Origin of the sequence: Streptomyces sp. NPDC021562 (assembly GCF_040640875.1) — a bacterium.
Classification (GTDB): domain Bacteria; phylum Actinomycetota; class Actinomycetes; order Streptomycetales; family Streptomycetaceae; genus Streptomyces.
Map to the genome: position 1 here is coordinate 43,463 of NZ_JBFACN010000014.1, position 25,891 is coordinate 69,353.

Consider the following 25,891-nt stretch of genomic DNA (forward strand, 5'->3'; position numbering starts at 1 on the left):
CGGGCGGCCCGGGTCTCAGGCCGCTGTCTCCAGTGCCTTCGTGAGGGCGGTCTCCCCGTTGCGGGGGCGGATCAGTACCGGCGCGTGGGGGCGCCGGATCCGTACCGCGAAGCCGGCCGCGATCGTGCCGGCGACCAGGAGGCCGCCGCCCACCAGCGCTCCGCGGGCACCGGCCGTCTCCATGAGGAGCCCGAGCAGCGGCGGTCCGCCGAGGCTCCACACGGTGCCGATGCTGCTCCAGATGCCGAGGACGCGGCCGCGCAGGTGCGCGGGCGGGTCGGTCTGGAGGACGGCCGTCATGGCGGTGTCGGAGACGGACTCCACCGCCGCCATGGGCAGCACCAGCACCAGCAGCACGAGCAGTGACGGGGACAGCCCCGCGACCGCCTGGAGCAGGCCGCCGGCCGCCGCGAGGACGCCCACCAGCCGTACCGAGGGCCGGCGCAGCCGGCCGCCGAGGACGGCCCCGACGATGCCACCGGCGGCCAGGACGGCCGACACGGTCCCGAACGCGCCCGCGCCCGCCGCGAGGGGGCCGGTGACGAGGACGGCCAGGGTGAGTCCGTAGTTGCGCCCGAAGACCGAGCTGATCGCGGACACACAGGCCAGCGCGACCAGCCGGGGGCGGCGGGCGAAGAAGGCCAGTCCCTCGCGCACGCTCAGTTCGGCGTCGGGCGGCGGGGGCGAGGGCGCCGCCCGCGGGCCGGTGTCCCCCTCGCCCCGCGGGTCCCGCACCGGACGCAGGAACGGCACGACCGACGCCACGAACAGGAACGACAGCCCGTTGGCCAGGTACGCGGAGGCCGTGCCGAGGAAACCCACGGTCACCCCCGCGAGCGCGGTGCCGACCAGCCGTCCCGCACTGTGCACGAGGGCGCCCACGCCGATGGCCGAGGGGAGGTCCTCGGCGGGGACCAGGTCGTTGCCCAGCAGGGCGCAGGCGGGTCCGTCGACGGTGGCGATGACGCCGGTCACCGCGGCCAGCAGGAGCAGGCCGGTCAGGTCGAGCCGGTCCAGGGCCACCAGGAGCGCCGTCGTGAAGGCCACGGCGCCGAGGAGCGCCTGGCTCACGGCGACGGTGGTGCGGCGGGGCCAGCGGTCCACGGCCGCGCCGCCGAACACGCTGATGAACAGGGCCGGGGCGGCCTGCACGGACACGGACAGGCCGGTGGCGGCCGCCGATCCGGTGATCTGGAGCACGAGCAGGTTCTGCACGGTGAGCTGCATCCAGGTGCCCGCGTTGGACAGGAAGTTCGCGGCGGACCACCAGCGCATGCCGGTGTGGCGCAGTGACCGCCACGGCGAGCGCGAGGCGGCTTCGGGCGGCGGGGCAGGGGTGGTGACAGGAGCAGCAGAGGGCACAGCGGTACTCGGCAACCGGGAGGTGGGAGGGGACCGGCGGAAGCGAGGGGGCCGGCTCCGCTGCGCGGCCGCTCCACCCGGTCGATCAGGCACCGCCATGGTGGCAGACCAGGCACCCGAGATGCGGCCCGCCGGTTCGCCCCGACGCCCGGTTCGTTCCCAATTTTCCGCCGTGTCAGGGCATTTGGACGCCAAGTGTGCTTGCTCACAGAGGTTTGAAGGGACTCACCGAGGGCATGCCCCCCAGTCGGCTTCACAACCTGAACATGACTCGGCCGCACAAAAGCCCTGGCGCACGACTCCGGGGCCCGGCGTGCTGCACGCCGGGCCCCGGAGTCGTGCGCCAGGGGCTGCGGGTCGGTCGGGCCTGCCGGGCCCAGGGTCAGTCGGTCTTCCCGCGGCCGGTCAGCGCGTCGCGGAGCCGGTCGACCAGGCCGGCGCCCGGGGCCAGCATCTTGTTCGCGGGCGGCTTGTCGGGGGCGGCGGGGTGCGGGCGGGTCGGCGCCGTCTTCTTCGCCTGCCTGACCTTGTCGCCCAGCTCGTTCAGGGCGTCCGCCGAGCAGGCCGCGCGCAGCCTCGGGAAGAGGTTCTGCTCCTCGTCCTCGACATGCATGCGGATCTCGCTCATCAGCGAGTTCATCAGCGTGTCGAACCGGGTGTCGTCCGCCTCGCAGCTCTCCAGGTCCTTCATGATCTGCTCGGCCTTGGCGTGGTCCTCGAGTTCCTTGTCCGCCAGGGCCTCCCCGCCCTCGACGTGCTCGCGCACCGCCGGATAGAGGTAGGCCTCCTCGGCCACCGAGTGCCGCACCAGTTCCATCGTGGCCTGGTCGGCGTAGATCTTGCGGTTCTTGTCACCGGGCGGCAGCGCCTCGATCTTGCCGAAGATCTCCTCCACCTCGCGGTGATCGGTCACCAACTCGTCGATGACGTTTCCACCGTGTCCCATGCCCTTCACCTCCGCTCGTGGCACAGCGGTCCGGGTTCGGATCCGCCGCGAGCCGAGTGCCCCCCGTCGGCCACGTCACACGAATCGCGGGACAGGAGGAGATACGCATACTGGAACCAACGTGTGAAAACAACTGCCCCGGGAACCCCGAGTCAGTGCCGTCGGGAAAACGGCGGCAGTCCGGAGCGGCACGTCCGTTCTCCGTCCCCCACGAGCGTTCCTTCTCGTTCACACATCAGCCCTCATCACCGCGCAGGACCAGCAGCGTCCGGGTGAGGTGGCCGCGTGCGCCGCCATCGCGGTGGAAGGACATTCCATGACTGATGCGCTTTCAGCCCTGCCCTGGCGGCGGGCCGTGGTCACCGGCGGTGCCGGTTTCCTCGGCAGCCACCTCTGTGAACACCTGCTGAATGCGGAGGTCGAAGTCGACTGCGTCGACAACCTGCTCTCCGGTTCGCGCGAGAACATCGCCCACCTGAGGGGCCGCCCCGGCTTCCGTTACGTCGAGCGGGACGTGTCCGCGCCCGACGTCCACGAAGACCTGCCCGGCCCCTACGACCTGGTGCTGCACTTCGCCTGCCCCGCCTCCCCCGCCGACTACCTGCGTCACCCGCTGGAGACGCTGGACGTCGGCAGTCTGGGCACCCGCACCATGCTGGGGCTCGCGGAGCGCGACGGGGCCCGCTTCCTGCTGGCCTCGACGTCCGAGGTGTACGGCGACCCGCTGGTGCATCCGCAGCGCGAGGACTACTGGGGCAACGTCAACCCGGTCGGCCCGCGCAGCGTCTACGACGAGTCCAAACGGTTCGCCGAGGCGCTGGTCACCGCGCACGTCGGCAACCGGGACGCCGACGCGGGCATCGTCCGGCTGTTCAACACCTACGGGCCGCGGATGCGGGCCCTGGACGGCCGTGCCGTGCCCACCTTCGTGTGCCAGGCGCTGGCGGGCGAGCCGCTGACGGTGGCCGGGGACGGCAATCAGACCCGCTCGCTGTGCTACGTCGACGACACGGTGGACGGGATTCTGCGGGTGGCGGCCAGCCGGTCGGTACGCCCGGTGAACATCGGCGGCACCGACGAGGTCACCGTCCACGAGATCGCCCTGCGGGTGGTGGAGCTGACCGGCTCGGCGTCCCCGATCGAGTTCGTCGCGCGGCCCACCGACGATCCGCAGCGGCGCCGCCCCGACACCACGCTGGCCCGTGAACTCCTCGGCTGGACACCGCACGTCCCCTGGGAGGAGGGCATCAAGCAGACCATCGCCTACTTCGCCGCCCGTCCGTCGTCCCCGCCGGACCCGCGCGGCTGACGCCCGCGCCCCACCCCCCAGCCACGGAGGCACCGCATGCGCGTCCTGGGAATCAACGCTCTCTTCCACGATCCGGCCGCCGCCCTGGTGGTGGACGGCCGGATCGTGGCGGCGGCGGAGGAGGAACGCTTCAGCCGACGCAAACACGGCAAACGGCCGGTGCCCTTCTCCGCGTGGGAACTGCCCGAGCAGGCCGCCCGCTGGTGCCTGGAGCAGGCCGGCCTGCACGCCGCCGACCTGGACGCGGTCGCCTACTCGTACGATCCTGAACTCGCGCTGCCCGCTGACCGGTTGGGACTCGACGACCCCTGGGACGGGCTGCGCCAGGAGTACGCCCGGCAGGCGCCGGGGTTCCTGGCCGAGGCGCTGCCCGGTCTCGACCCGGAGAAGGTGCGCTTCGTCGCCCACCATGTCGCGCACGCCGCCTCCGCGGGCCAGGCCTCGCCCTATCCGGACTGCGCGGTGCTGGTGCTGGACGGCCGCGGCGAGTGCGGCTCCCACCTGTCCGGGCGCTATGTCAACCGGGAGTTGGAGGTGCTGTCCGCGCAGGCGCTGCCCGACTCGCTGGGACTGTTCTACGAGGACCTCACCCAGCACCTCGGATTCCTGCGCAGCAGCGACGAGTTCAAGGTGATGGCGCTGGCCTCCTACGGCAGTCCGCGCTTCCTCGACGCGTTGCGCCCGTACGTCCGCGCGGACGGCGACGGCGGCTTCCGGGCCCGGCCCGTGCCGTGGGCGTCGCTGGCGCCGGCCCGGGCGGCGGGCGGCGACTGGACCCGCGACCACGCCGATCTGGCCGCCAGTGCCCAGGCCTGCCTGGAGGAGGTCCTGCTGCACCTGGTGCGCTCGCTGTACGAGCGGACCGGGCAGGACGTGCTGACGCTGGCGGGCGGGGTGGCGCTCAACTGCGTCGCCAACTCCGTGCTGTACCGGGAGGGCCCGTTCCGTACGGTCTGGGTGCAGCCGGCGGCCGGGGACGCGGGCACCGCGCTCGGCGCGGCCCTGCACGTCGCCCACCAGAAGGAGACGGTGGAACCGATGCCGACGGCCGCGCTCGGGCGGGGCTGGAGCGACGACGAACTGCGGGCGTGGCTGGAGCGGGCGGCCGTGCCGTACGAGGAGCCGGACGACATCGCCGAGACGGTGGCGGCCGAGCTGGCCCGGGACGGCATCGTGGCCTGGTTCCAGGGACGCAGCGAGTACGGCCCCCGGGCGCTCGGGCACCGCTCGTTGCTCGCCCACCCGGGCCACGCGGCCAACCTGGAGCGGCTCAACGCCGTGAAGGGGCGGGAGGAGTTCCGGCCGGTGGCCCCGATGGTGCTGACCGAGCGGGCCGCCGAGCTGTTCGACGGGCCGCTGCCGAGCCCGTACATGCTGTTCGTTCACGACGTCGCCGAGGAGTGGCGGGCGCGCATCCCCGCGGTCGTGCACGTCGACGGCACGGCCCGGATCCAGACGGTGGACCGGTCCGCGGAGCCGCTGGTGGCGAGGATGATCGACGGGTTCGAGGCCCGGACGGGCCTGCCCGTGGTCGTCAACACCAGCCTGAACACCGCGGGGCGTCCGATGGTCGACGATCCGCGCGACGCCCTGGAGTGCTTCGGCTCGGCGCCCGTCGACCTGCTCGCGCTGGGGCCGTTCGCGGTGCGCCGCCGGGAGGTCTTCGCATGAGCGCGCCCGCCTACAGCGTGGTCGTCCCGACCATCGGCCGGGCCTGTCTCGCCGACTGCCTGCGGGCGCTCGACGCGGCCACCGGCCACCCTCCCGAGGAGATCGTCGTGGTCGACGACCGCCCCGACCCCGCCGCGCCGCTGCCGCTCGGCGCGGCGGGCACCCTGCGCGACCGGGTCCGCGCGCTGCGCACCGGCGGCCGGGGCCCGGCGGCCGCCCGCAACGCGGGCTGGCGGACGGTCCGCACGCCGTGGACGGTCTTCCTCGACGACGACGTGCAGGTGCTGCCTGACTGGTCCCGCCGGCTGGCCGCCGACCTCGACGGGGCCGGACCGGCCACCGGCGGGGTCCAGGGGCGGCTGACCGTGCCGCTGCCCGACGGACGCAGGCCCACCGACTGGGAACGCGGCACGGCGGGGCTGGAGGAGGCGGCCTGGGCGACGGCCGACATGGCGTACCGGACGCAGGCGCTGAGCGCGGTCGGCGGTTTCGACGAGCGGTTCCGGCGGGCTTTCCGTGAGGACGCCGACCTGGCGCTGCGGATCCAGGAGGCGGGGTGGGCGCTGCGCCGCGGGCAGCGCGTCACCCGCCACCCGGTGCGGGCGGCGGACCCATGGGTGTCGGTGCGGGCCCAGCGCGGCAACGCGGACGACGCCCTCATGAACCGGCTGCACGGCGCCGACTGGTGGGACCGGGCCCGGGCGCCCCGCGGACGGCTGCCCCGGCACGCGCTCGTGACGGCCACGGCACTGGCCGCGGTCGCGCTCGCGCTGGCGGGCCGGCGCCGGGCCGCGGCCGTCGCCGGGGCGCTGTGGGCGGCCGGCACCGTCGAGTTCACCCTCGCCCGCGTCCTGCCCGGCCCGCGCACGGCGCGCGAGACCGCGACGATGGCCGCGACCAGCGTGCTCATCCCACCGCTCGCGGTCCGCCACTGGCTCACCGGTCTGATCCGCCACCGCCGCGCCGCCCCGCTGCGCCCCGGCCCCGTGACCGCCACCGACCTCACCCCCTCGCGGAGCGCACCATGACCCCCATTCGCTCCGCCCGCCCCGTCACCGCGGTCCTCTTCGACCGGGACGGCACCTTGGTCGTGGACGTCCCCTACAACGGCGACCCCGACCGGGTGCGGCTGCTGCCCGGCGCCCGGCAGGCCCTGGAGCTGGTGCGCGGTGCCGGCCTCGCCACCGGGGTGGTCAGCAACCAGTCCGGCATCGGGCGGGGCCTGCTCAGTCACGCCGACGTGCGGCGCGTCAACGCCCGGGCCGACGTCCTGCTGGGCGGGGTCGACGTCTGGCTCTACTGCCCGCATCCGCCCGAGGCCGGCTGCGACTGCCGCAAGCCCCGGCCGGGGCTGGTGCTGCGGGCGGCGCGGCTGCTCGGCCGGGTGCCCGGCGAGTGCGCGGTGGTCGGCGACATCGGTGCCGACGTGGCCGCCGCCCGGTCGGCCGGGGCCCGGGGCGTGCTGGTCCCGAACCCGGCCACCCGCCCCGAGGAGATCAGCGGGGCCCCGGAGCACGCGCCCGACCTGCTCACCGCCGTCCGGACGCTGCTGGACGGTGGTCGCCCGTGAAGGCACTGGTGGTACGCCTGGACAGCTTCGGCGACGTCCTGCTCGCCGGGCCCGCCGTCCGCGCCGTGGCCGCGCACTGCTCCCACGTCGCCATGCTCTGCGGCCCCCGCGGCGAACCGGCCGCCCGGCTGCTGCCCGGCGTCGACGAGGTCCTGGTGTGGGAGGCGCCCTGGGAGGGGTTCGACCCGCCCTCGGTCGCGGACGCGGACGTGGCCGGTCTGCTCGGACGGCTGCGGGCCGCCGCGTTCGACACGGCCCTCGTGCTGACCTCGTTCCACCAGAGCCCGCTGCCCACCGCGCTGCTGCTGCGGCTGGCCGGGGTCGGCCGGATCGGCGCCGACAGCGTCGACCACGCCGGGCGGCTGCTCGACGTACGGCACCGGCGGCGCGCGGGCCGGCACGAGGCCGAGGCCGCGCTGGACACCGCCGTCGCGCTGGGCTTCCTGCCCGGGCCCGGCGACGACGGACGGCTGCGGGTGCTGCCGCCCCCGGACACCGTGGCGCTCACCGGGCCCGGTCCCTACGTCGTCGTCCATCCCGGCGCCAGCGCACCGGCCCGGGCCTGGGGTGCCGACCGGTGCGCGGCGGCCGTCGAACTGCTCGCCGACGCCGGGCACCGGGTCGTCGTCACCGGTGGCCCCGGTGAGACGGAGCTGACCCGGTCGGTGAGCGGGGACGCCGGGATCGACCTCGGCGGTCGCACCGACCCCCGTGTGCTGGCGGGCGTGCTGCGGCTGGCCGACGTGGTGGTGTGCGGCAACACCGGTCCCGCCCACCTGGCGGCGGCCGTCGGTACGCCGGTGGTGTCGCTGTTCGCCCCGGTGGTGCCGGCCGAGCGGTGGGCGCCTTACGGCGTGCCGAGCGTGCTGCTCGGCAACCAGCGCGCGCCCTGCGCGGACACCCGGGCCCGGGACTGTCCCGTGCCCGGCCACCCCTGCCTGGCCGAGGTGTCGGCCGAGGACGTGGTCGGCGCGGTGCGGAAACTCCTGTGACGGCACTCCTGTGACGGCACTCCTCCGGCGGCACCTCTGACGGCATACGAGCAGGTGGGAGACGATGAACGTCCTGGTATGGCATGTGCACGGTTCATGGCTGACGTCGTTCGTGCAGGGCCCGTACACCTTCCTGGTGCCGGTGACCCCGGACCGCGGGCCCGACGGGCTCGGCCGGGCCCGGACCTGGCGGTGGCCCGCGTCGGTGCGCGAGGTGACGCCCGATCAGCTGCGGGAGGCCGACATCGACCTGATGGTGCTGCAACGGCCCCATGAGCTCGAACTCGCCCGGCAGTGGACCGGCCGCCGGCCCGGCATCGACGTGCCGGCCGTCTACGTGGAGCACAACAGCCCGCACGGGACGCCCGAGGGCACCCGGCACCCGCTGGCCGGCCGCGACGACGTCACCGTCGTGCACGTCACCCACTTCAACCGTCTGATGTGGGACACCGGGCGGGCGCCCACCGCGGTCGTCGAGCACGGCATCATCGACCCCGGGCACCTGTGGACCGGCACCGAGCCACGGGCCGCGGTCGTCGTCAACGATCCGGTGCGCAGGGGCCGTACGACCGGAACCGACCTGTTGCCCCGGTTCGCCGCGTGGGCGCCGCTGGACGTCTTCGGGATGCGCACCGCGGCGCTCCCCGCCCACCTCGGCCTGCCGCCGGACCGCTGCCGCTGCCGCGACCTGCCCCAGGGCGAACTGCATCCGGCGATGGCCAGGTGCCGGGTGTACGTCCATCCGGTGCGCTGGACGTCGCTCGGGCTGTCCCTGCTGGAGGCGATGTTCCTCGGAATGCCGGTGGTGGCGCTGGCCACCACCGAGGTCCGCGAGGCCGTGCCGGACGGCGCCGGGGTCGTCTCCAACCGCTTCGACGTCCTGGAGTACGCCGTGCGCGGCTTCCTCGCGGATCCGGCGTACGCCAGGCAGACGGGGGAGGCCGCCAGGGCCGCGGTACAGGCCCGCTACGGAGAACGACGTTTCCGGGACGACTGGGAGCGCCTGATCAAGGAGGTCACCCGATGAGCCACAGCTATCCCTCGGCCGGCCGCGTCGCCATGGTCTCGGAGCACGCCAGCCCGCTGGCCGAGCTCGGCGGGCCGGACGCGGGCGGCCAGAACGTGTACGTCGCGCAGGTCGCCGGGGTGCTCGCCCGCCGCGGCCACGAGGTCACCGTGTACACGCGGCGGGACGGGCCACGGCTGCCGGACCGGGTGGTGACCCCCGACGGCGTACAGGTGGTCCATGTGCCGGCGGGTCCGGCGGCACCCGTACCGAAGGACGAACTGCTCCCGTACATGCCGGAGTTCGGCGAGTGGCTGGCCCGGGAGTGGGCGGTCGCGACACCCGACGTGGTGCACGCCCACTTCTGGATGTCCGGCATGGCGGCGCTGGCCGGCGCCCGCGCCCTCGGCCTGCCCGTGGTGCAGACGTACCACGCCCTCGGCACGGTCAAGCGGCGTCATCAGGGTGCCGCCGACACCAGTCCGGCCGGGCGCATCGGGATCGAGCGGGCCGTGGGCCGGGAGTGCGCGGCGATCGTCGCGACCTGCCGGGACGAGGTGGCCGAGCTGAAGGCCATGGGGCTGGCCACGGACCACGTCTCGATCGTGCCCTGCGGGGTGGACCCGGTGCGGTTCTCCCCCGTACCCGGCCTGCGCCGCTCGCGGCCCGGCCCCCCGCGGCTGCTGACGGTCGGCCGGCTCGTCCCCCGCAAGGGCTTCGACCGCGCGATCCGCGCCCTGGCCGGGGTACCCGACGCCCGGCTGCTGATCGCCGGCGGACCGGAGCCTGCGCTGCTCGCCGCGGAGCCGGAGGCGGAGCGGCTGTGGGCGGTCGCCGACGAGTACGGGGTCGCCGACCGGGTGGAACTGCTCGGCGGGGTCGGCCGGGAGCACATGCCCCGGCTCATGTCCGGCGCGGACCTGGTGCTCTCCCTGCCGCGCTACGAGCCGTTCGGCATCGTGCCCGTCGAGGCCATGGCGTGCCGCACCCCCGTCGTGGCCACCGCCGTCGGCGGACAGCTGGACACCGTGGTGGACGGCGTGACCGGCCTGCTGGTGCCCTCCGAGGACGACCACGACACCGCCGCCACGATCCGCGGTCTGCTCGACGACCCGAGGCGGCTCGACGAGTACGGCGCCGCCGGCCGGCACCGGGTCCTCGCCCGCTACACCTGGGACCGGGTGGCCGACGGCCTGACCGAGGTCTACAGCGCGGTCTCCAGTGTTCCCTCCCTGTCGGGGGTGGTCCGATGAAGCTCGTCACCGACCTCACGCACTGCGACGACCTGATGAAGGCCCTGGAGGGCTTCCGCGCCGACGCCCCGCTCGTCGAGCGGTGGGGCACCGAGCTGGCCGGGCGGCTGACCGGCGGTGCCCGGCTGCTGGTCGCGGGCAACGGCGGCAGCGCCGCCCAGGCCCAGCACCTGACCGCCGAACTGGTGGGCCGCTACCGGGAGGACCGGCCGCCGTTCTCGGCGCTCGCCCTGCACGCGGACACCTCGTCGACGACCGCCATCGCCAACGACTACGGCGTCCAGGAGATCTTCGCCCGCCAGGTGGCCGCGCACGGCCGCGCGGGGGACGTCCTGATGCTTCTGTCGACCAGTGGCGCCAGCGCGAACCTGCTGGTCGCCGCGGCCGAGGCGCACCGCCTCGGGCTGTCCGTGTGGGCGGCCACGGGACCCGCGCCCAATCCGTTGCAGGCCTGCGCGGACGAGGCGCTGGCCGTGACCGCGGCGACCGGTGCGACCGTCCAGGAACTGCACCTGGTGGCCGTCCACATGCTCTGCGAGGCCTTCGACCGGGCCGTGGCGCGGGGGCCGGCCGGGCGACGCTGGTCGGCGGCCCGGAAGGGGCGCGCATGACCGGCCCGGCCCCGCTAATCGTGGTGGGCGACGCGCTGCTCGACCACGACCTGTGCGGAAAGGCGGAGCGGCTCGCCCCCGACGCGCCGGTGCCCGTGGTCGGCGGTGTCCGGCGCACCACCCGGCCCGGGGGCGCGGCCCTGGCCGCGTGGCTGGCCGCCAAGGACGGCCGTGACGTCACGCTGGTCACCGCGCTGGGCCGGGACCCGGCCAGCGAGCGGCTGGCCGAACTGCTCGCGGGCCGGGTGCGGGTGGTCGGGCTGCCCCTGCGGGGAACGCTGTCCAGCAAGACCCGGGTGCTTGCCGAGGGGCGGCCGATGCTGCGGCTGGACGACGGCGAGGGACGCGCCGGGGACGCCACCGAAGAGGCGCGCCGTGCGGTCGCCGACGCGGGTGCGGTGCTCGTCGCCGACTACGGCCGCGGCAGCGCCGACGTGCTGCGCGAGGTGCTGGCCGAGGCCGCCGGGCGGGCTCCCGTGGTGTGGGACCCGCATCCCCGTGGCGGTGCGCCGGTGCCCGGGGTGCGCATGGTGACGCCGTCGGCGACCGAGGCCCGCGCCTTCGCCGCCCGGTTCGGTGCCGGCGCCGGCGAGGAGCCGGAGGACCCGGCCGGACTGCGTGGCGCGGCACGGGACGCGGGCGCCCTCGTCGACGCCTGGCGGGCGGCCTCCGTCGTGGTGACGCTCGGCGGGCGCGGGGCGTTGCTGTCCCACGGCGGCACACCGCTGATGGTGCCCTCGCCGGTGACCGCCGAGGGCGACGCGTGCGGCGCCGGGGACCGGTTCGCGGCGGCGGCCGCGGGGGCGCTGGCCGACGGCGACCTCACGGAGACCGCGGTCCGCGCGGCCGTGCACGCGGCGACCCGGTTCGTGGCCGAAGGGGGCGTACGGTCCCTCGGCACAGGCTCCGAGGGCGCGCCGGAGCCCGCGGGCGGCTCGACGGACGACGCGCTGCGCACCGCGGCGCGGGTCCGTGCGGCCGGTGGCACCGTGGTCGCCGCGGGCGGCTGCTTCGACCTGCTGCACGCCGGGCACGTCGCGCTCCTCCAGGCCGCGCGCCGCAGTGGCGACTGCCTGATCGTGTGCGTCAACTCGGACGCGTCCGTGCGGCGCCGCAAGGGCCGGGGACGGCCCCTGGTGACCGTCGCGGACCGGATCCGGGTGCTGCGGGCGCTGGAGTGCGTCGACGGGGTCGCCGTCTTCGAGGAGGACACGCCGGAGCAGCTGCTCGGCGAACTGCGCCCGCACATCTGGGCCAAGGGCGGTGACTACGCGATGGCCCCGCTGCCGGAGGCGCCGCTGGTGGCGAGCTGGGGCGGGCAGGTGGTCCTCTTCCCCTACCTGGACGGCCGTTCCACCACCGGTATCGCGGCCCGTGCCGCCCTCAGGGGGTGACGGTGACCGCCGCCCCCGACGCGCCCTGCCTGCTGGCGCTGCGGGCGCTGGGGCTCGGTGACCTGCTCACCGGTGTCCCGGCGCTGCGCGGCATCCGCCGGGCGCACCCCGGGCACCACCTCGTGCTCGCCCTGCCCCCCGCCCTCACCGAGGCGGCCCTGGCGACCGGCGCGGTCGACACGGTGCTGCCGGCCGAGGCCCCGGGCCGGGCCGTGCCCTCCCTGGCCCACTGGCCGGGACCGCGCCCGCGGCTGGCGGTCGACCTGCACGGCAACGGCCCCGAGAGCCGCGACGCCCTGGCCGCCCTGCGGCCGCACCGGCTGCTCGCCCACGCCGACCCGGGACGGCCGCCGCTGTGGCGTGCGGACGAGCACGAGCGCGAGCGGTGGTGCCGTTTCCTCGGCTCGTACGGCATCGCCGCCGACCCGTCCGACCTGCGTCTCCCGCCGCCGGCGGCCCCCTCCCCCGCGCCGGGCGCGGTGGTGGTGCACCCCGGTGCGGACGCGGCCGCCCGCCGGTGGCCCGCCGGGCGGTTCGCCGAGGTGGCCCGGCGGCTGCGGGCGGCCGGTCACCGGGTGGTGGTCACGGGCGGGCCCGGCGAGGAGGCGCTGGTGCGGGCGGTCGCCGGACCGGCCGGTGTCCCCGGGCGGGACGTGCTGGGCGGCGGACTGCCCTTCGGGGCACTGTCGTCCCTGGTCGCCGGGGCCGCGCTGGTGGTCAGCGGCGACACGGGCCTCGCCCATCTGGCCGTCGCGCACGGCACGCCGTCCGTGACGCTCTTCGGGCCGGTCTCCCCCGAACTGTGGGGCCCGCCGCGTGTGCCGCGCCACGTGGCGCTGTGGCACCCGGGCCCGCCGGGCGACCCGCACGGCACGGCCCCCGATCCCCGCCTGCTGCTGATCCGGCCCACCGAGGTCGTCGCCGCCGCCCTGGCACTGCTGCCGTCCCGCCCCGTCCCGCCGAGGAGTTGACGCCCGTGTCCGACGGCCGGGTCACCGTCGCCGTGATCACCCGCGACCGGTGTGCCAGTCTCCTGCGCACCCTCGACGCGCTCGGCGCCCTGCCGGAGCGGCCCCCGGTCGTCGTCGTGGACAACGGCTCCGACCGCACCGCGCTGCGGGCGGTGCAGCGCCGTGCCCGCGGCGTCCGGGTGCTCAGCCCCGGCCGCAACACCGGCGCCCTGGGCCGCAACCTCGCCGTGCTGAACGCCGACACGCCCTATGTCGCGTTCAGCGACGACGACTCCTGGTGGGTTCCGGGCGCCTTGAGCCGGGCGGCCGACCTGCTGGACGCCTACCCCCGGCTGGGTCTGCTGGCCGCCCGTACGCTCGTCGGCCCCGAGGGTGCCGAGGACCCGCTCAACGCGGTGCCGGCCGCCTCCCCGCTGCCCGCCGAGCCCGACCTGCCCGGACGGCCGGTGCTGGGCTTTCTGGCCTGTGCGTGTGTGGTGCGCCGGGAGGCGTTCCTCGGGGCGGGTGGCTTCCACCCGCTGCTCTTCTTCGGCGGGGAGGAGACGTTGCTCGCCTACGACCTGTCGGCACGCGGCTGGGGCGTCAGTTACGAGCCGTCGCTGACGGCCCGGCACCATCCGGATCCGGGCGGCCGCCGGGGTCGCAGTCCCGTGCTGCGCCGCAACGAGGTGCTGACCCTGTGGCTGCGCCGGCCGCTGCCGTTGGCCGTCGGCGCGGCCGCACGACTGGCGGTCGCCGCGCTCGCCGCCCGGCCGGGCGCCCGGCGGGCGCTGCGCGAGACCCTGGCGCGGCTGCCCGGGGCGCTCGTGGCCCGCCGCCCGCTGCCGACGCGCGTGGAACGGGCGGCCCGGCTGGTGGACACGAGCGCCCCGGAGCGAGTGGCGTGACCGGCCCCGGCCACGTGCGGCCCCGCCGGCCGTACGCGGCCGGGCCGTCGCGCAGACCCGTGGCGCCCGCGGCGGGTGCCGTGGGCGCCATGAGGGGTCGTCACCGGGAGCGCGTCACTTGGTGCCGCCGCCCCCGCTGCCGAAGGATCCGCTGGACCCCGGACTCCAGCGGGGCCGGGTCTGGTCACTGCTGGGGCGGCTGGAGACGTTGCCGAGCTGGTGCGGGGTGAGGCGGTCGTCGTCACCCGACGCCCGGGGCACCTCGTTCGGCTCGCGCATGGCACGCTCCTCGCGCACCGGTCCCGTGGGGGGCAGCGTCGGCTGCTCCTCGCGCCGGGGCGTCGGGGACTCCCGGCGCCGTACCCGGATGCCCAGGCGCACGGCCCCCACCAACGCGGCCGTGATGAGCACACCGCAAACGACGATCGCTATCGCCCCCGCCACCGAACCGGCGGCGGCCAATTGCTCATGTGTCGTACGCATGGGCGGCGAGTACCCCGCGCCCGGCATCGAATGCCACCCGGGTGAGGCGTGGCGGACCCGGCATCGGCCGGGGCAACGGTAGCGTCGCCACGACCGAACAAAAGCCGTCTGTCCGTCATGTCGGCCGGTGGCGCGGTGGACACCCCGCATTCGCGGACCGGTGCCGGTTTCCCCGGACGACCGGCCGGGCACCCGCGAGGCGCTTTTCGCGCTCGGCCCGGCTGAGGAGGACCATGACCGAACTGTCGCAGCACGTCGACGAGGAGCCGTCCCCTCCCGCCGCCCCGGCACCCCTGGGGCGGCGCCTGCTGGACTGGGCCACCACGACCGACCACAAGGTGATCGGCCGGCTCTACATGGTGACCGCGTTCTGCTTCTTCCTGTTCGCGGGCCTGCTGGCGCTCGGCATGCGCGCCGAACTGGCCCGCCCCGGGCTGCAGTTCCTCAGCAACGAGACCTACAACCAGTTCGTCACCATCCACGGCACGATCATGATGCTGCTCTTCGCGACCCCGATGTTCGCCGGGTTCACGAACGCCGTCATGCCCCTCCAGATCGGCGCCCCCGACCTGGCGTTCCCCCGGCTCAACGCGCTGTCGTACTGGATGTACCTGTTCGGCGGCCTGATCGTGGTCTCCGGGTTCCTGGTACCCGGCGGTGCGGCGGCGTTCGGCTGGTTCGCCTACGCGCCGCTGAACAGCGCCTACTACACCCCCGGCGCCGGCGGTGACCTGTGGACGATGGGGCTGGTGGTCTCGGGTGTGTCCACGACGCTCAGCGCGGTGAACTTCCTCGCCACCATCATGTGCCTGCGCGCCCCGGGCATGACGATGTTCCGGATGCCGATGTTCACCTGGAACGTGCTGTTCACGTCCATCCTGGTGCTGCCTGCCTTCCCGGTGCTGACGGCCGCGCTGCTCGCCCTGGAGTGCGACCGGAAGTTCGGCTCGCACGTCTTCGACGCGCACAACGGCGGAGCGCTGCTGTGGCAGCACCTGTTCTGGTTCTTCGGCCATCCCGAGGTGTACATCGTGGCGTTGCCGTTCTTCGGCATCATCACCGAGATCATCCCGGTGTTCTCCCGCAAGCCGGTGTTCGGGTACCTGCCGATGATCGGGGCCACGACCTCCATCACCATGCTGTCCGCGGTCGTGTGGGCGCACCACATGTTCGCGACCGGGGCGGTGCTGCTGCCGTTCTTCTCCCTCATGTCGTTCCTGATCGCGGTGCCGACCGGGATCAAGTTCTTCGCGTGGATCGGGACGATGCGCGGCGGTTCGCTCTCGTTCGAGACGCCGATGCTGTGGGCGATGGGCTTCCTGGTGACGTTCCTGCTCGGCGGGCTGACCGGGGTGCTCCTCGCGTCGCCGCCGATCGACTTCCACGTGACCGACTCCTACTTCGTCGTGGCGCACCTGCACTACGTGCTGTTCGGGACGGTGGTGTTCGCGATGTTCGCCGGGTTCTACTTCTGGTGGCCCAAGTTCACCGGGAAGATGCTCGACGAGCGCTGGGGCAAGGTGCACTTCTGGCTGCTCTTCCCGGGGTTCCAGCTGACGTTCCTGGTGCAGCACTGGCTCGGCGCGGCGGGCATGCCCCGCCGGTACGCCGACTACCTGCCTGTCGACGGGTTCACGCTGCTCAACACCCTCTCGTCGGCGGGCGCGTTCCTGCTGGGCGTCTCCACGCTGCCGTTCCTCTACAACGTCTGGCTCACCGCACACAAGGGCAGGCAGGTCGAGGAGGACGACCCGTGGGGGTTCGGGCGCGGACTGGAGTGGGCGACGAGCTGCCCGCCGCCGCGGCACAACTTCGTGGCGCTGCCCCGGATCCGGTCGGAGTCGCCCGCCTTCGACCTGCACCACCCGGAGATCGTCCGGCAGGCGGAGAAGGAGGGTCTGCGGTGAAGGTCGAGGCCCTGCTCTTCGGCGGCGTGGCCGTCTTCTTCGGCGCCGCCGCCGCTCTGTACGGGGTGTGGTCGCACGCCGACCCGGCGGGGACGGCGGCGCTGATCGTGGCGTTCGGGATGGCCGCCGTGGTCTCCTTCTTCTGCGCCACCCACTACGTGCGCCGCGGCCCGCGTGCCCAGGACCGGACCGACGCGGAGATCGCGGACACCGCAGGGCCCCTGGAGTTCTTCCCGCCGCACAGCCCCTGGCCGATCGTCACCGCGCTCGGGTTCGCCGTCGCGGCGACCGGGGTGGTGTTCGGGCTGTGGCTGTTCCTCATCGGCTTCGGCGTTCTGGCTCGGGGTGTTGCCGGGCTGGTGTTCCAGTACGTGAACCGGGGGACGGAGGCGGAGGACTGATCGGCCGACGGGGGGCGCCCGGCCGGAAATCCGTCACCGGCCGGTGCCCCTCCTCGTAGCCGCCGGCGAGGTTCTGCCGTACCTGTCCGGTCTCCTCGCCCTCGACCAGCCGTTCCTGTTCGGCATGCAGCAGGGCGCGGCACAGCCCGCGTGCGACGAAGAAGGCCAGGACCGGGGCCACGACCAGGGCGATCCGGAAGATCCAGGTCAGGGCGTTCACCGAGATCCGGAACGTCTGCGCCGCCACGTCGTTGCCGCCGGCGAGGACCAGCACGCCGTAGAAGGTGACGCCGGCCGCGCCGAGACCGGTGCGCACCGGCCGTTCCCTGGGCCGCTCGCTGAAGTGCTGCTCCTGCCGCCACTCCCCCGTCAGCCGCTGCTCGACGAAGGGGTAGGCGTACAGGACGGCGAACAGCAGCGCCGGCAGGACGACGGCGGGCAGCAGGACGTTCCACATGAGGGTGTGGCCGGCGATGTTCGTCTCCCAGGGCGGGACGAGCCGCAGCGAGCCTTCCAGGAAGCCGACGTACCAGTCCGGCTGGGAGCCGGTCGACGCCTGGTCCGGGCGGTAGGGGCCGTACACCCAGACGGGGTTGACCTGCGCGACGCCGGCCAGCGCCACCAGCAGCCCGGCGACGGTGAGGGACAGGCCGATCGAGGAGGCCGAGAACTGGGGGTACAGCGGCTTTCCGACGACGTTGGAGTTCTGGTGGCCGGGTCCCCGCCACTGGGTGTGCTTCAGGTGGAAGACGAGGATCAGGTGGACGGTGACCAGGGCGATCAGCGCGCCCGGCAGCAGCAGGATGTGCAGGCTGTACAGCCGGGGGATGATGTCGTGGCCGGGGAATTCCGAGCCGAAGACGAACATGCCCACGTACGTGCCGACGATCGGGATCGACTGCATGATGCCCTGGGCGATCCGCAATCCGGTCCCGGAGAGCAGGTCGTCCGGGAGGGAGTAGCCGGCGAAGCCCTCGGCCAGGGTGAGTGCGAACAGCGTGACGCCGATGACCCAGTTCAGCTCGCGGGGCCTGCGGAAGGCGCCGGTGAAGAAGATCCGCAGCAGGTGCGCGCCGATCGCGGCGACGAAGACCAGCGCGGCCCAGTGGTGGGCCTGCCGCATCAACAGGCCCCCGCGGACGTCGAAACTGATGTGCAGGGTGGAGTCGAAGGCCCCCGAGACGAGCTGTCCGCGCAGCGGCACGTAGGGGCCCTGGTACACGACCTCCCGCATCTCGGGCTTGAAGAAGAAGGTCAGCCACACGCCGGTCAGCACCAGGACGATGAGGCTGTAGAGGGCGATCTCGCCCAGCAGGAACGACCAGTGGTCGGGAAACGCCTTGCGCAGCAGTCGCCCCGCCCCGTCGTCGAGGGGCAGCCGGGCGTCGATCGCCTCCGCGAACCGTTCTCCTGTCCCGCCTCGCTCAGGCTCCACCCGACGCTCCTCCCGACGGCTGCCGCCGCGCTTGCCTCATCCTTTGCCCGGCACGGGCGCGGGGCGGGTACCCAGCCGGCGCGAAACACTCGCGCGGCCGGGCGGCGGCACCCGATCGGCTGAGGCGGCCAGGGCCTCAGGTGTTGGGACGGGCCGCGCTGATGTCGCCGAGGGCGGACGTCTCGTCGCGTTCGATCGCCAGGTCGCCGAGGGCGAGGATGCCCACGGGGCGGTCCCCTTCGACGACCGGGAGGCGCCGTACGGCGTGCTCGCGCATCAGCCGGACGGCCTGGTCCAGGCTGTCGTCCGGGGTGACGGTGACCAGGTCGGTGCTGGCCGCCTGCATGATCGTCGTCTCGTCCGGGTCGGCGCCCTCGGCGAAGGCCCGCACCACCAGGTCGCGGTCGCTCACCAGGCACCGCAGGTGCCCTTCCTCGGTGACCAGGACCGCGCCGACGTCCTCGTCCCGCATCACCCGGGCCACGGAGGCGACCGAGGCCTGCGGTTCGACGGTCACCAGGTCGCTGGTCATGATGTCGCGTACGTGCTGGGCCATGACCGGCCCCCTTCTCACTGCTCGACGGTGTCTGTCGGCGACCGGGTACCCAGGGTTCGGGATCCGTCCCCGGACTGCGCCGGGTTCAGTGAGTAGACGTGGAAGGCCCGTCCGATGACGGGCTGGGCGACGTTGCGCACGGTCACCCCGCCGTCGGTCATGCCGTGTTCGGCACCGGCGTGCGCGTGTCCGTGGACGGCGAGGTCGGCGCCCGCCGTGTCGATGGCCTCCGCGAGCAGGTAGCTGCCGAGGAACGGGTAGATCTCCAGGGGTTCGCCGGCCAGGGTGTCCGGCACGGGGGCGAAGTGGGTGAGTGCGATGCGTACGTCGCAGTCGCGCCCGCGGAGCTCTTCGAGGGCCGCGCGCAGTCCGTCGGCTCGTCGGCGCGAGTACCGTACGAACTCCCTCATCACGGGCTCGCCGAACTCCCCGGCGCATCGGCCGACGAACCCGCCGCCGAACCCCTTGGTACCGGCGACGCCGATGCGCAGCCCGCCGTGGGTCACGACGGTGGCCTCGCCCTCCAGGACGTGCGCGCCGGCGTCCCGCAGGATGGCCGTGATCTCGTCGGGGTGGTCTCCGTGGTGGTCGTGGTTGCCGAGGACGGCGACGACCGGGACGCCCAGGTCCTTGATCTCCCGGGCGACCACCCGCGCCTCCTCGGGTGTGCCGTGCCGGGTGAGGTCCCCGGCGAGCAGGAGTACGTCGGCGCACCCGGGCAGGGTGTCGAAGGCCGGGCGGAGGGTGCCCTGGCTGTCGGGGCCCATGTGGATGTCCCCGACGGCGGCGACCCGGGTCATGTCAGCTCCTCGGGGTGGTCGGGCGGGGTGGTCTCCGCGACGACGATGTCGCAGTGCACCGGCACGCCGGCGAGTTCCTCACGGGCGACGCGCAGGATGTCCTCGCGGCAGCCGGCCGAGGGGACCGTCCCGGTCAGCAGGACCGTGTCGCCGCGGATCTCGGCGCGTACCCCCAGCTCACCGCAGTCTCCTTCGGCCAGCCGTTCGGCGACGTGGGCGACGCGGTAGTGCAGGTTCATCACTGCTCCGGTTCTGGGTCGATGACGTTCAGGCGTTCCAGGAGGTAGAGGAAGGCGGCGGGCATCGGTTCGTCCCCGCAGCGGCGCCGCACCTCCCGCCAGTCGACCTTCTCGCGCAGCGAGCGGGCCACCGGCAGTACGGCGCCGAAGTCGCAGTGGTGCTCGGAGAAGGCCGTGCTCAGGCTGACCAGCAGGTCGGTCGCCGAGAGGACCGGCATGTGCACCGAGTCGACGGAGAGTTCCTCGGCCCGGGCCAGCAGGTCGACGGTGACCGGCTGGTGGGCCAGCTCGAAGATGATGTCCACGTCCTGGTCGAGGCAGACGGTCTTCACCAGCCAGTCCTCCGGCGGCACCCGCACGGTCAGCCCGGCCTCGCGCAGCGATCCGGCCACCGCCTCTGCGTCCTCGGGCAGCACGCAGAAATCGGTGTCGTGCTGGAGCGTGCCGGTGCCGCCGTGGGCGTACACCGCCACGCTGCCGGCCAGGGCGAACTTGTGGCCCGCGCGTTTCAGGATGGCGCCGACCTGTTTGGTGGCCTCCAGGATGGCCTGGCTGCGGTCGGGCGGCAGCCTGCGCGGCCCGGGCGACCCGGGGTCCGGGGCGGCGAGACGCAGGTCGGGCGCGCCCTGGGCGTCTGTCATGGACGGCTCCCTTCGCGCGCCGCGGTGCGCAGGCAGCGCCGCAGTTCCTCGGCGTACGGCACGGCGACACCGGCGACGATCACCGCGGCGAGCGCGGCCAGGTACGCGGCGGGCAGCGGCCGCTCCTTGGGCAGCAGCCGCCAGTCGTCGGGGTGCGGTCCGCCCCGCAGGGCCCTGCGGACCTGGTCGGCGTGGAGACAGGCGGTGAACGACAGGGCGGTGAGCGGCAGCACCTCCAGGAAGCTGTGGATGTGCTGCTCGACGGGCCGGACCTCGCGCTCGCCGACGGCGAGGGACACGTCGTAGACGGCGGTGGCGCCGTGGGCGAGTGCCGCGCCGCCCATGACGGTGAGCACCAGGGGGTTGATCCGGGCGAGCAGGCCCATGAGCACCGGCACCCCGGCCTCGGTCATCATCAGCGCGTGGACCGCGGACTCCTTGGCGCCGCTGGTGTGCTCGATGCCGGTCCGCCTGTGCATCCACCAGTCCGCGAGGCCCGGCAGCACCCACAACGGCAGGACGCCGTACAGGAGGAACCGCCTGCTGGCGTCCTCCGCGTCGGTGGAGCGGATCGGGATCCGCAGGTCGGCGGAGCGCCGCCAGTTCTGCCAGGCCTTCCGGGGCAGCAGGCGCAGTGCCATGTGAACCTCCGTGAGGTCGGTCGTCGGGGACCCGCATCCCCGGTACCCCTCCTGATCCGTGCGACACGCCGTGCACAACCCGTCGGTCATCGGGTACTCGGCGGCGGACCCCAGAAGCACACATGGTTCAGGAGAGACGATGGCGGCCTTCGGATACTTCCTCTCGTGCGAGGAGCACACCCCGGCGGAACTCGTCGAGCAGGCGCGGATGGCCGAGCAGGCCGGTTTCGAGTCGCTGTGGATCTCGGACCACTACCACCCCTGGCACGACGGTCAGGGGCAGAGCCCGTTCGTCTGGTCGGTGATCGGCGCGCTGTCGCAGGCGGTGTCGCTGCCCGTGGAGACGGCGGTGACGTGTCCGCTGATCCGCACCCACCCCGCCGTGATCGCCCAGGCCGCCGCGACCAGCGCGGTGCAGCTGGGCGGCCGGTTCCGGCTGGGCGTGGGCACCGGGGAGGCGCTGAACGAGCACATCCTCGGGACGGTGTGGCCCGAGGCTCCGGTGCGGCTGGAGATGCTGGAGGAGGCCCTGCTGATCATCCGGCGGCTGTTCACCGGGGAGCAGGTCAGTCACCACGGCAAGCACTACACGGTGGAGAACGCCCGGCTGTACACGGTGCCGGACCAGCCGGTGCCGATCGACGTGTCGGCGTTCGGTCCGCAGGCCGCGGAGGTGGCCGCGCGGATCGGCGACGGGCTGATCACGATGATGCCCGACGAGTCGCTGGTGGAGCGCTTCCGGCGCGGGGGCGGTGGCACCAGTCCGGTGTACGGCGGGATGAAGGTGTGCTGGGGCTCCGACCGGCAGGAGGCGGTGCGCACCGCGCACCGGCTGTGGGCCAACGAGCAGCTGCCCGGCGAGCTCCCGCAGGTCCTGCCGACGCCGCGCCACTTCGAGCAGGCCATGGACCTGGTCACCGAGGAGCAGGTGGCCGGCTCCGTGCCGTGCGGCGACGATCCGGACGAACACGTCAAGGCGGTGTCCGCGTTCGTCGACGCGGGGTTCGACACCGTCTACGTCAACCAGATCGGCAAGGACCAGCAGGGCTTCTTCGACTTCTACCGCACCGAGGTGCTGCCCCGGCTGCGGAGCTGAGACGCACGAGGTAAGCACAGGGGAAGGTGGTGAACGCCGTGCCCGGGACCGCGTCGGACGACGGCCGTGCGCTCGTCGTCATCGACATGATCAACACGTACGAGCACGAGGACGCGGAGCTGCTGCTGCCCGCCGCGGAGCAGGTGGTGCCCGTGCTGGCGGACCTGATCGGCCGGGCCCGGGAGGCGGGCGCGCCGGTGATCTACGTCAACGACAACTTCGGGCGCTGGCGTTCCCACCACGGTGAACTGGTCGAGACGGCGTTGTCCCGGCCGCACGCCGCACTGGTGGAGCCGATCCGGCCCGACGACGACTCGCTGTTCGTGGTGAAGGCCCGGCACTCGATCTTCTACGAGACCCCGCTGGCCTACCTGCTGCGGGAGCTGGGCGTCGGGACGGTGGTGCTCACCGGCCAGGTCACCGAGCAGTGCGTCCTGTACTCGGCGCTGGACGCGCACATCCGCCATCTGGAGGTCACGGTGCCGAAGGACGCCGTCGCCTCGATCCACCCGCACCTGGCGGAGGCCGCGCTGGACATGATGGAGCGCAACATGGGTGCCCGGATTGTCCTGGCGAAAGAAGTCGACTTCCTGGGTACCCGGGGGGCCGTACCGGAGGAGACTCCACGTCAGCCCGGAGGTCGGCGATGAGCACACGCGTTCCCGGAGAGTCCTTGGCGGACCTGGTCACGGCCCTGCGGGCCGGGACCGACGCGGAGGTCCGTTTCGATACCGGGAGCCGGGGCGCCTACTCGACGGACGGCTCCAACTACCGGCAGGTCCCGCTCGGCGTGGTCGTGCCCCGCACCGTGGAGGCCGGTGCGCACGCGGTCGAGCTGTGCGCCCGCTTCGACGTGCCGGTGCTGTCGCGCGGCGGCGGCACCAGTCTCGCCGGCCAGACCACGAACGAGGCCGTGGTGATCGACTGGAGCAAGTACTGCAACGCGCTGGTCTCCGTCGACCCCGAGGCCCGTACCTGCGTGGTGGAGCCGGGCATCGTCCTGGACGACCTCAACCGGCGGCTGGCCGACCACAAGCTCATGTTCGGCCCGAAGCCGTCGACGCACAGCCACTGCGCGCTCGGCGGCATGATCGGCAACAACTCGTGCGGGGCGTCCGCGCAGGCGTACGGCAAGACGGTCGACAACGTGCGCCGGCTGGAAGTGATGACCTACGACGGGCTGCGGATGTGGGTGGGGCCCACGTCGAAGGCCGAGCGGGCCGGGATCGCCGCCGAGGGCGGCCGGCGGGCCGAGCTGTACGACGGCCTCGACCGGCTCGTCACCGAGTACCTGGGGGACATCCGGCGCGGCTACCCGAAGATCCCGCGCCGGGTCTCCGGCTACAACCTCGACTCGCTGCTCCCGGAGAACGGCTTCGACGTGGCCAGGGCCCTGGTCGGCAGCGAGGGCACGCTGGTGACCGTGCTGCGCGCCGAACTGGAGCTGGTGCCGGTGCCGTCGTACGAGTCGCTGCTGGTGCTCGGCTACGACGACATCTGCCAGGCCGCCGACCACGTGCCGCAGATCCTGGAGCACTGCTCCCCCGGCCAGCTGGAGGCGCTGGACGGGCGGATGGCGCAGCTGATGCGCGAGGAGCACGCCTACCTGGAATCGCTGCGGGCGCTGCCGGAGGCGGACAGCTGGCTGCTGGTGCAGTTCACCGGGGACAGCCAGGAGGAGGTCGACGCGCAGGCGCACGCCCTGCTGAAGTCGCTCGGCCGGTCGGAGCAGGACTCCTCGGTGGCCTTCTCCGACGACCCGCAGCGCGAGCAGAGGATGCTGAAGGCGCGGGAGGCCGGGCTCGGGGTGACCGCGCGGCCGCCGGACGGCCGGGAGACCTGGGAGGGCTGGGAGGACTCGGCGGTGCCGCCCGAGCGGCTCGGTGACTACCTGCGGGACCTCAGGAAGCTGTTCGAGGAGTTCGACTACGACCACCCGTCGCTGTACGGGCACTTCGGGCAGGGGTGCGTGCACACCCGGATCCCGTTCGGGCTGAAGACCGCCGAGGGCGTCGCGCACTTCCGGCGCTTCGTGGAACGGGCCGCCGACCTGGTGGTCTCCTACGACGGCTCGCTGTCGGGCGAGCACGGCGACGGACAGTCCCGGGGCGAGCTGCTGACGCGGATGTTCGGGGAGCGGCTGGTCGGTGCCTTCGGCGAGCTCAAGGCACTGTTCGACCCGGGCAACCGGATGAACCCCGGCAAGGTCGTCGACCCGAATCCGGTGGACGGCCAGCTGCGGCTCGGGCCCACCTGGCGGCCGGACACCCACGAGACCCACTTCGGGTATCCGGAGGACGACCACTCCTTCACCCGGGCGGTGCTGCGCTGCGTCGGCATCGGCAACTGCCGGAGCCTGAAGGGCGACGTGATGTGCCCGTCGTACCGGGCCACCCGCGAGGAGGAGCACTCCACGCGCGGGCGGTCACGGCTGCTGTTCGAGATGCTCGACGGGCATCCGGACTCGGCGGTCGAGGACGGCTGGCGCTCGACGGAGGTCCGGGACGCGCTGGATCTCTGTCTGGCCTGCAAGGGCTGCAAGTCGGACTGCCCGACCGGCGTGGACATGGCCACGTACAAGGCGGAGTTCCTCGCCCACCACTACGCGGGGCGCCCCCGCCCGGCCGCGCACTACTCGATGGGCTGGCTGCCCCTGTGGGCGCAGCTCGCCGAACACGCTCCCGGACTGGCGAACAGCGCGCTGCACGCGCCGCTGCTCGGCCGGGCGGGCAAGGCCCTCGCCGGGGTGGCCGGGCAGCGGCGGCCCCCGGTCTTCGCCGAGCGGTCCTTCGTGCGGTGGTGGCGTGCCCTCGGCACCGAGCAGCCGGATCCGGCCGACCCGGCGACCGTGCTCCTGTGGCCGGACACCTTCAGCAACCACTTCCACCCCTCGGTCGCGATGTCGGCGGTACGGGTCCTGGAGGACGCCGGGTTCCGGGTGGCCGTGCCCGAGGCCCCCGTGTGCTGCGGCCTCACCTGGATCTCGACCGGTCAGCTGGCCGTGGCCAAGAAGGTGCTGCGCCGCTCCCTGCGGGTGCTGGCGCCCTACCTGGAGGCGGGCACCCCGGTCATCGGCCTTGAGCCGTCCTGCACGGCCGTGTTCCGCTCCGACGCCCCCGAGCTGCTGCCCGACGACCAGGACGTGCAGCGGCTCGCCGGCCAGACTCGCACCTTCGCCGAGCAGCTCGTCCACCACGCGCCCGACGGCTGGCAGCCACCGTCCCTGACCCGGCAGGCGACCGTGCAGACCCACTGCCACCAGCACGCGATCATGAAGTTCGACGCCGACCGCGAACTGATGCGCCGGGCCCATCTGGACGCGGACGTCCTCGACGAGGGCTGCTGCGGTCTGGCCGGCAACTTCGGCTTCGAGCGCGGGCACCACGAGGTCTCGATGGCCGTCGGTGAGCTGGGGGTGCTGCCGGCGGTGCGCGGGGCCGCCCCCGACAGTCTGGTGCTGGCCGACGGGTTCAGCTGCCGCACCCAGATCGAGCAGGGCGGCACCGGGCGCCGGGCCCTGCACCTCGCGGAGGCACTGGCCCTCGCCCTCGACGGCCCCGTGCCCAGTGACCACCCCGAGCGGCTGGCCCGCAGGCCCGCCGAACCCTCCGGCGCGGCCCGGTGGGCGACCACCGCCGTCGCCGGAACCCTCGCGGCCGCGGCCGCGTTCGGCGCCGCACGCCAGGTGCGCCGCCCCTAGACACACGCAGGCACGCAGAC

Annotated in this window: 25 protein-coding genes; 16 read left to right on the top strand and 9 right to left on the bottom strand. The window is 73.9% G+C overall.

What is annotated here, in order from left to right:
• Positions 1-15: 15 nt before the first annotated feature.
• Together AB0G52_RS22485 and AB0G52_RS22490 are read right to left on the bottom strand one after the other, a co-directional pair.
• The gene (locus AB0G52_RS22485) at positions 16-1,362 is read right to left on the bottom strand and encodes an MFS transporter (RefSeq protein WP_361338121.1); all 1,347 of its coding nucleotides are present in this window, start codon (positions 1,360-1,362) and stop codon (positions 16-18) included.
• A 382-nt stretch (positions 1,363-1,744) separates the two neighbouring features.
• Positions 1,745-2,308, bottom strand: coding sequence for a hemerythrin domain-containing protein (locus AB0G52_RS22490; protein ID WP_132890783.1), 564 nt, complete (start codon positions 2,306-2,308; stop codon positions 1,745-1,747).
• A gap of 316 nt (positions 2,309-2,624) precedes the next feature.
• Between AB0G52_RS22490 and AB0G52_RS22495 the strand changes: the two genes are divergently transcribed.
• The 11 genes from AB0G52_RS22495 (at position 2,625) to AB0G52_RS22545 (ending at position 13,972) form a co-directional block, all read left to right on the top strand.
• Positions 2,625-3,617 (top strand): NAD-dependent epimerase/dehydratase family protein, encoded by a 993-nt coding sequence (locus AB0G52_RS22495; RefSeq protein ID WP_132890782.1) that lies wholly within the window; start codon positions 2,625-2,627, stop codon positions 3,615-3,617.
• 36 nt (positions 3,618-3,653) lie between these two features.
• Positions 3,654-5,288 carry a carbamoyltransferase C-terminal domain-containing protein gene (locus AB0G52_RS22500; RefSeq protein WP_132890781.1) on the top strand — a complete coding sequence of 545 codons (1,635 nt, stop codon included), beginning with the start codon at positions 3,654-3,656 and terminating at the stop codon, positions 5,286-5,288.
• On the top strand, positions 5,285-6,316 hold the full coding sequence (locus AB0G52_RS22505; protein ID WP_361338124.1) for a glycosyltransferase: 1,032 nt from the start codon (positions 5,285-5,287) through the stop codon (positions 6,314-6,316). The genes AB0G52_RS22500 and AB0G52_RS22505 overlap by 4 nt, the downstream gene beginning before the upstream one ends.
• A complete protein-coding gene (locus AB0G52_RS22510) occupies positions 6,313-6,858 on the top strand; it encodes an HAD-IIIA family hydrolase (protein ID WP_361338126.1) in 546 nt (181 codons plus the stop codon). The genes AB0G52_RS22505 and AB0G52_RS22510 overlap by 4 nt, the downstream gene beginning before the upstream one ends.
• A complete protein-coding gene (locus AB0G52_RS22515; RefSeq protein WP_361338128.1) occupies positions 6,855-7,850 on the top strand; it encodes a glycosyltransferase family 9 protein in 996 nt (331 codons plus the stop codon). Before AB0G52_RS22510 ends, AB0G52_RS22515 begins: the two co-directional genes overlap by 4 nt.
• A gap of 64 nt (positions 7,851-7,914) precedes the next feature.
• Complete coding sequence (locus AB0G52_RS22520; protein WP_132890777.1) at positions 7,915-8,877, top strand: glycosyltransferase; 963 nt, start codon at positions 7,915-7,917, stop codon at positions 8,875-8,877.
• Entirely contained in the window at positions 8,874-10,109 is a 1,236-nt protein-coding gene (locus AB0G52_RS22525; RefSeq protein WP_132890776.1) for a glycosyltransferase, read from the top strand. The genes AB0G52_RS22520 and AB0G52_RS22525 overlap by 4 nt, the downstream gene beginning before the upstream one ends.
• The gene (locus AB0G52_RS22530) at positions 10,106-10,720 is read left to right on the top strand and encodes an SIS domain-containing protein (protein WP_132890775.1); all 615 of its coding nucleotides are present in this window, start codon (positions 10,106-10,108) and stop codon (positions 10,718-10,720) included. Before AB0G52_RS22525 ends, AB0G52_RS22530 begins: the two co-directional genes overlap by 4 nt.
• Positions 10,717-12,114: a PfkB family carbohydrate kinase gene (locus AB0G52_RS22535; RefSeq protein ID WP_132890774.1), complete on the top strand. Its 1,398-nt coding sequence runs from the start codon at positions 10,717-10,719 to the stop codon at positions 12,112-12,114. The genes AB0G52_RS22530 and AB0G52_RS22535 overlap by 4 nt, the downstream gene beginning before the upstream one ends.
• A gap of 2 nt (positions 12,115-12,116) precedes the next feature.
• A complete protein-coding gene (locus AB0G52_RS22540) occupies positions 12,117-13,085 on the top strand; it encodes a glycosyltransferase family 9 protein (RefSeq protein ID WP_361338132.1) in 969 nt (322 codons plus the stop codon).
• Positions 13,086-13,090: 5 nt separating this feature from the next.
• Positions 13,091-13,972 (top strand): glycosyltransferase, encoded by an 882-nt coding sequence (locus AB0G52_RS22545; RefSeq protein ID WP_361338134.1) that lies wholly within the window; start codon positions 13,091-13,093, stop codon positions 13,970-13,972.
• Positions 13,973-14,086: 114 nt separating this feature from the next.
• Here AB0G52_RS22545 and AB0G52_RS22550 read toward each other — a convergent pair whose 3' ends face one another.
• Positions 14,087-14,455, bottom strand: a complete 369-nt coding sequence (locus AB0G52_RS22550; RefSeq protein WP_132890773.1) for a DUF6479 family protein — start codon at positions 14,453-14,455, stop codon at positions 14,087-14,089.
• A 233-nt stretch (positions 14,456-14,688) separates the two neighbouring features.
• Between AB0G52_RS22550 and ctaD the strand changes: the two genes are divergently transcribed.
• Positions 14,689-16,362, top strand: a complete 1,674-nt coding sequence (gene ctaD / locus AB0G52_RS22555) for a cytochrome c oxidase subunit I (protein WP_361338136.1) — start codon at positions 14,689-14,691, stop codon at positions 16,360-16,362.
• Entirely contained in the window at positions 16,359-16,763 is a 405-nt protein-coding gene (locus AB0G52_RS22560) for a cytochrome c oxidase subunit 4 (protein WP_132890771.1), read from the top strand. Before ctaD ends, AB0G52_RS22560 begins: the two co-directional genes overlap by 4 nt.
• On the opposite strand, the gene AB0G52_RS22565 is transcribed toward AB0G52_RS22560, so the two are convergent.
• The 6 genes from AB0G52_RS22565 to AB0G52_RS22590 form a co-directional block, all read right to left on the bottom strand.
• Positions 16,681-18,198 (bottom strand): ubiquinol-cytochrome c reductase cytochrome b subunit, encoded by a 1,518-nt coding sequence (locus AB0G52_RS22565; protein ID WP_361338138.1) that lies wholly within the window; start codon positions 18,196-18,198, stop codon positions 16,681-16,683. The genes AB0G52_RS22560 and AB0G52_RS22565 overlap by 83 nt on opposite strands.
• Before the next feature lie 136 nt (positions 18,199-18,334).
• The gene (locus tag AB0G52_RS22570) at positions 18,335-18,754 is read right to left on the bottom strand and encodes a CBS domain-containing protein (protein WP_132890769.1); all 420 of its coding nucleotides are present in this window, start codon (positions 18,752-18,754) and stop codon (positions 18,335-18,337) included.
• A gap of 14 nt (positions 18,755-18,768) precedes the next feature.
• Entirely contained in the window at positions 18,769-19,554 is a 786-nt protein-coding gene (locus tag AB0G52_RS22575; RefSeq protein WP_132890768.1) for a metallophosphoesterase, read from the bottom strand.
• Positions 19,551-19,793, bottom strand: coding sequence for a BON domain-containing protein (locus tag AB0G52_RS22580; protein ID WP_361338141.1), 243 nt, complete (start codon positions 19,791-19,793; stop codon positions 19,551-19,553). The genes AB0G52_RS22575 and AB0G52_RS22580 overlap by 4 nt, the downstream gene beginning before the upstream one ends.
• Positions 19,793-20,434, bottom strand: coding sequence for a hypothetical protein (locus tag AB0G52_RS22585; protein WP_361338143.1), 642 nt, complete (start codon positions 20,432-20,434; stop codon positions 19,793-19,795). Before AB0G52_RS22585 ends, AB0G52_RS22580 begins: the two co-directional genes overlap by 1 nt.
• The gene (locus AB0G52_RS22590) at positions 20,431-21,075 is read right to left on the bottom strand and encodes a diguanylate cyclase (RefSeq protein WP_132890765.1); all 645 of its coding nucleotides are present in this window, start codon (positions 21,073-21,075) and stop codon (positions 20,431-20,433) included. Before AB0G52_RS22590 ends, AB0G52_RS22585 begins: the two co-directional genes overlap by 4 nt.
• Before the next feature lie 139 nt (positions 21,076-21,214).
• Between AB0G52_RS22590 and AB0G52_RS22595 the strand changes: the two genes are divergently transcribed.
• The 3 genes from AB0G52_RS22595 to AB0G52_RS22605 are packed head-to-tail and all read left to right on the top strand — an operon-like array spanning position 21,215 to position 25,871.
• Positions 21,215-22,171 carry an LLM class F420-dependent oxidoreductase gene (locus tag AB0G52_RS22595; RefSeq protein ID WP_361338145.1) on the top strand — a complete coding sequence of 319 codons (957 nt, stop codon included), beginning with the start codon at positions 21,215-21,217 and terminating at the stop codon, positions 22,169-22,171.
• Positions 22,172-22,209: 38 nt separating this feature from the next.
• Complete coding sequence (locus AB0G52_RS22600; RefSeq protein WP_361338147.1) at positions 22,210-22,821, top strand: isochorismatase family cysteine hydrolase; 612 nt, start codon at positions 22,210-22,212, stop codon at positions 22,819-22,821.
• Positions 22,818-25,871, top strand: a complete 3,054-nt coding sequence (locus tag AB0G52_RS22605; protein ID WP_361338149.1) for an FAD-linked oxidase C-terminal domain-containing protein — start codon at positions 22,818-22,820, stop codon at positions 25,869-25,871. The genes AB0G52_RS22600 and AB0G52_RS22605 overlap by 4 nt, the downstream gene beginning before the upstream one ends.
• Positions 25,872-25,891: the final 20 nt, after the last annotated feature.

What these genes read in the sequence shown, in the direction of transcription:
- AB0G52_RS22490 (WP_132890783.1), bottom strand. Translation starts at nt 2,308, where the DNA reads ATGGGACACGGTGGAAACGTCATCGACGAGTTGGTGACCGATCACCGC.
- AB0G52_RS22495 (WP_132890782.1), top strand. Translation starts at nt 2,625, where the DNA reads ATGACTGATGCGCTTTCAGCCCTGCCCTGGCGGCGGGCCGTGGTCACC.
- AB0G52_RS22500 (WP_132890781.1), top strand. Translation starts at nt 3,654, where the DNA reads ATGCGCGTCCTGGGAATCAACGCTCTCTTCCACGATCCGGCCGCCGCC.
- AB0G52_RS22505 (WP_361338124.1), top strand. Translation starts at nt 5,285, where the DNA reads ATGAGCGCGCCCGCCTACAGCGTGGTCGTCCCGACCATCGGCCGGGCC.
- AB0G52_RS22510 (WP_361338126.1), top strand. Translation starts at nt 6,313, where the DNA reads ATGACCCCCATTCGCTCCGCCCGCCCCGTCACCGCGGTCCTCTTCGAC.
- AB0G52_RS22520 (WP_132890777.1), top strand. Translation starts at nt 7,915, where the DNA reads ATGAACGTCCTGGTATGGCATGTGCACGGTTCATGGCTGACGTCGTTC.
- AB0G52_RS22525 (WP_132890776.1), top strand. Translation starts at nt 8,874, where the DNA reads ATGAGCCACAGCTATCCCTCGGCCGGCCGCGTCGCCATGGTCTCGGAG.
- AB0G52_RS22530 (WP_132890775.1), top strand. Translation starts at nt 10,106, where the DNA reads ATGAAGCTCGTCACCGACCTCACGCACTGCGACGACCTGATGAAGGCC.
- AB0G52_RS22535 (WP_132890774.1), top strand. Translation starts at nt 10,717, where the DNA reads ATGACCGGCCCGGCCCCGCTAATCGTGGTGGGCGACGCGCTGCTCGAC.
- AB0G52_RS22550 (WP_132890773.1), bottom strand. Translation starts at nt 14,455, where the DNA reads ATGCGTACGACACATGAGCAATTGGCCGCCGCCGGTTCGGTGGCGGGG.
- ctaD (WP_361338136.1), top strand. Translation starts at nt 14,689, where the DNA reads ATGACCGAACTGTCGCAGCACGTCGACGAGGAGCCGTCCCCTCCCGCC.
- AB0G52_RS22570 (WP_132890769.1), bottom strand. Translation starts at nt 18,754, where the DNA reads ATGGCCCAGCACGTACGCGACATCATGACCAGCGACCTGGTGACCGTC.
- AB0G52_RS22575 (WP_132890768.1), bottom strand. Translation starts at nt 19,554, where the DNA reads ATGACCCGGGTCGCCGCCGTCGGGGACATCCACATGGGCCCCGACAGC.
- AB0G52_RS22580 (WP_361338141.1), bottom strand. Translation starts at nt 19,793, where the DNA reads ATGAACCTGCACTACCGCGTCGCCCACGTCGCCGAACGGCTGGCCGAA.
- AB0G52_RS22585 (WP_361338143.1), bottom strand. Translation starts at nt 20,434, where the DNA reads ATGACAGACGCCCAGGGCGCGCCCGACCTGCGTCTCGCCGCCCCGGAC.
- AB0G52_RS22590 (WP_132890765.1), bottom strand. Translation starts at nt 21,075, where the DNA reads ATGGCACTGCGCCTGCTGCCCCGGAAGGCCTGGCAGAACTGGCGGCGC.
- AB0G52_RS22595 (WP_361338145.1), top strand. Translation starts at nt 21,215, where the DNA reads ATGGCGGCCTTCGGATACTTCCTCTCGTGCGAGGAGCACACCCCGGCG.
- AB0G52_RS22605 (WP_361338149.1), top strand. Translation starts at nt 22,818, where the DNA reads ATGAGCACACGCGTTCCCGGAGAGTCCTTGGCGGACCTGGTCACGGCC.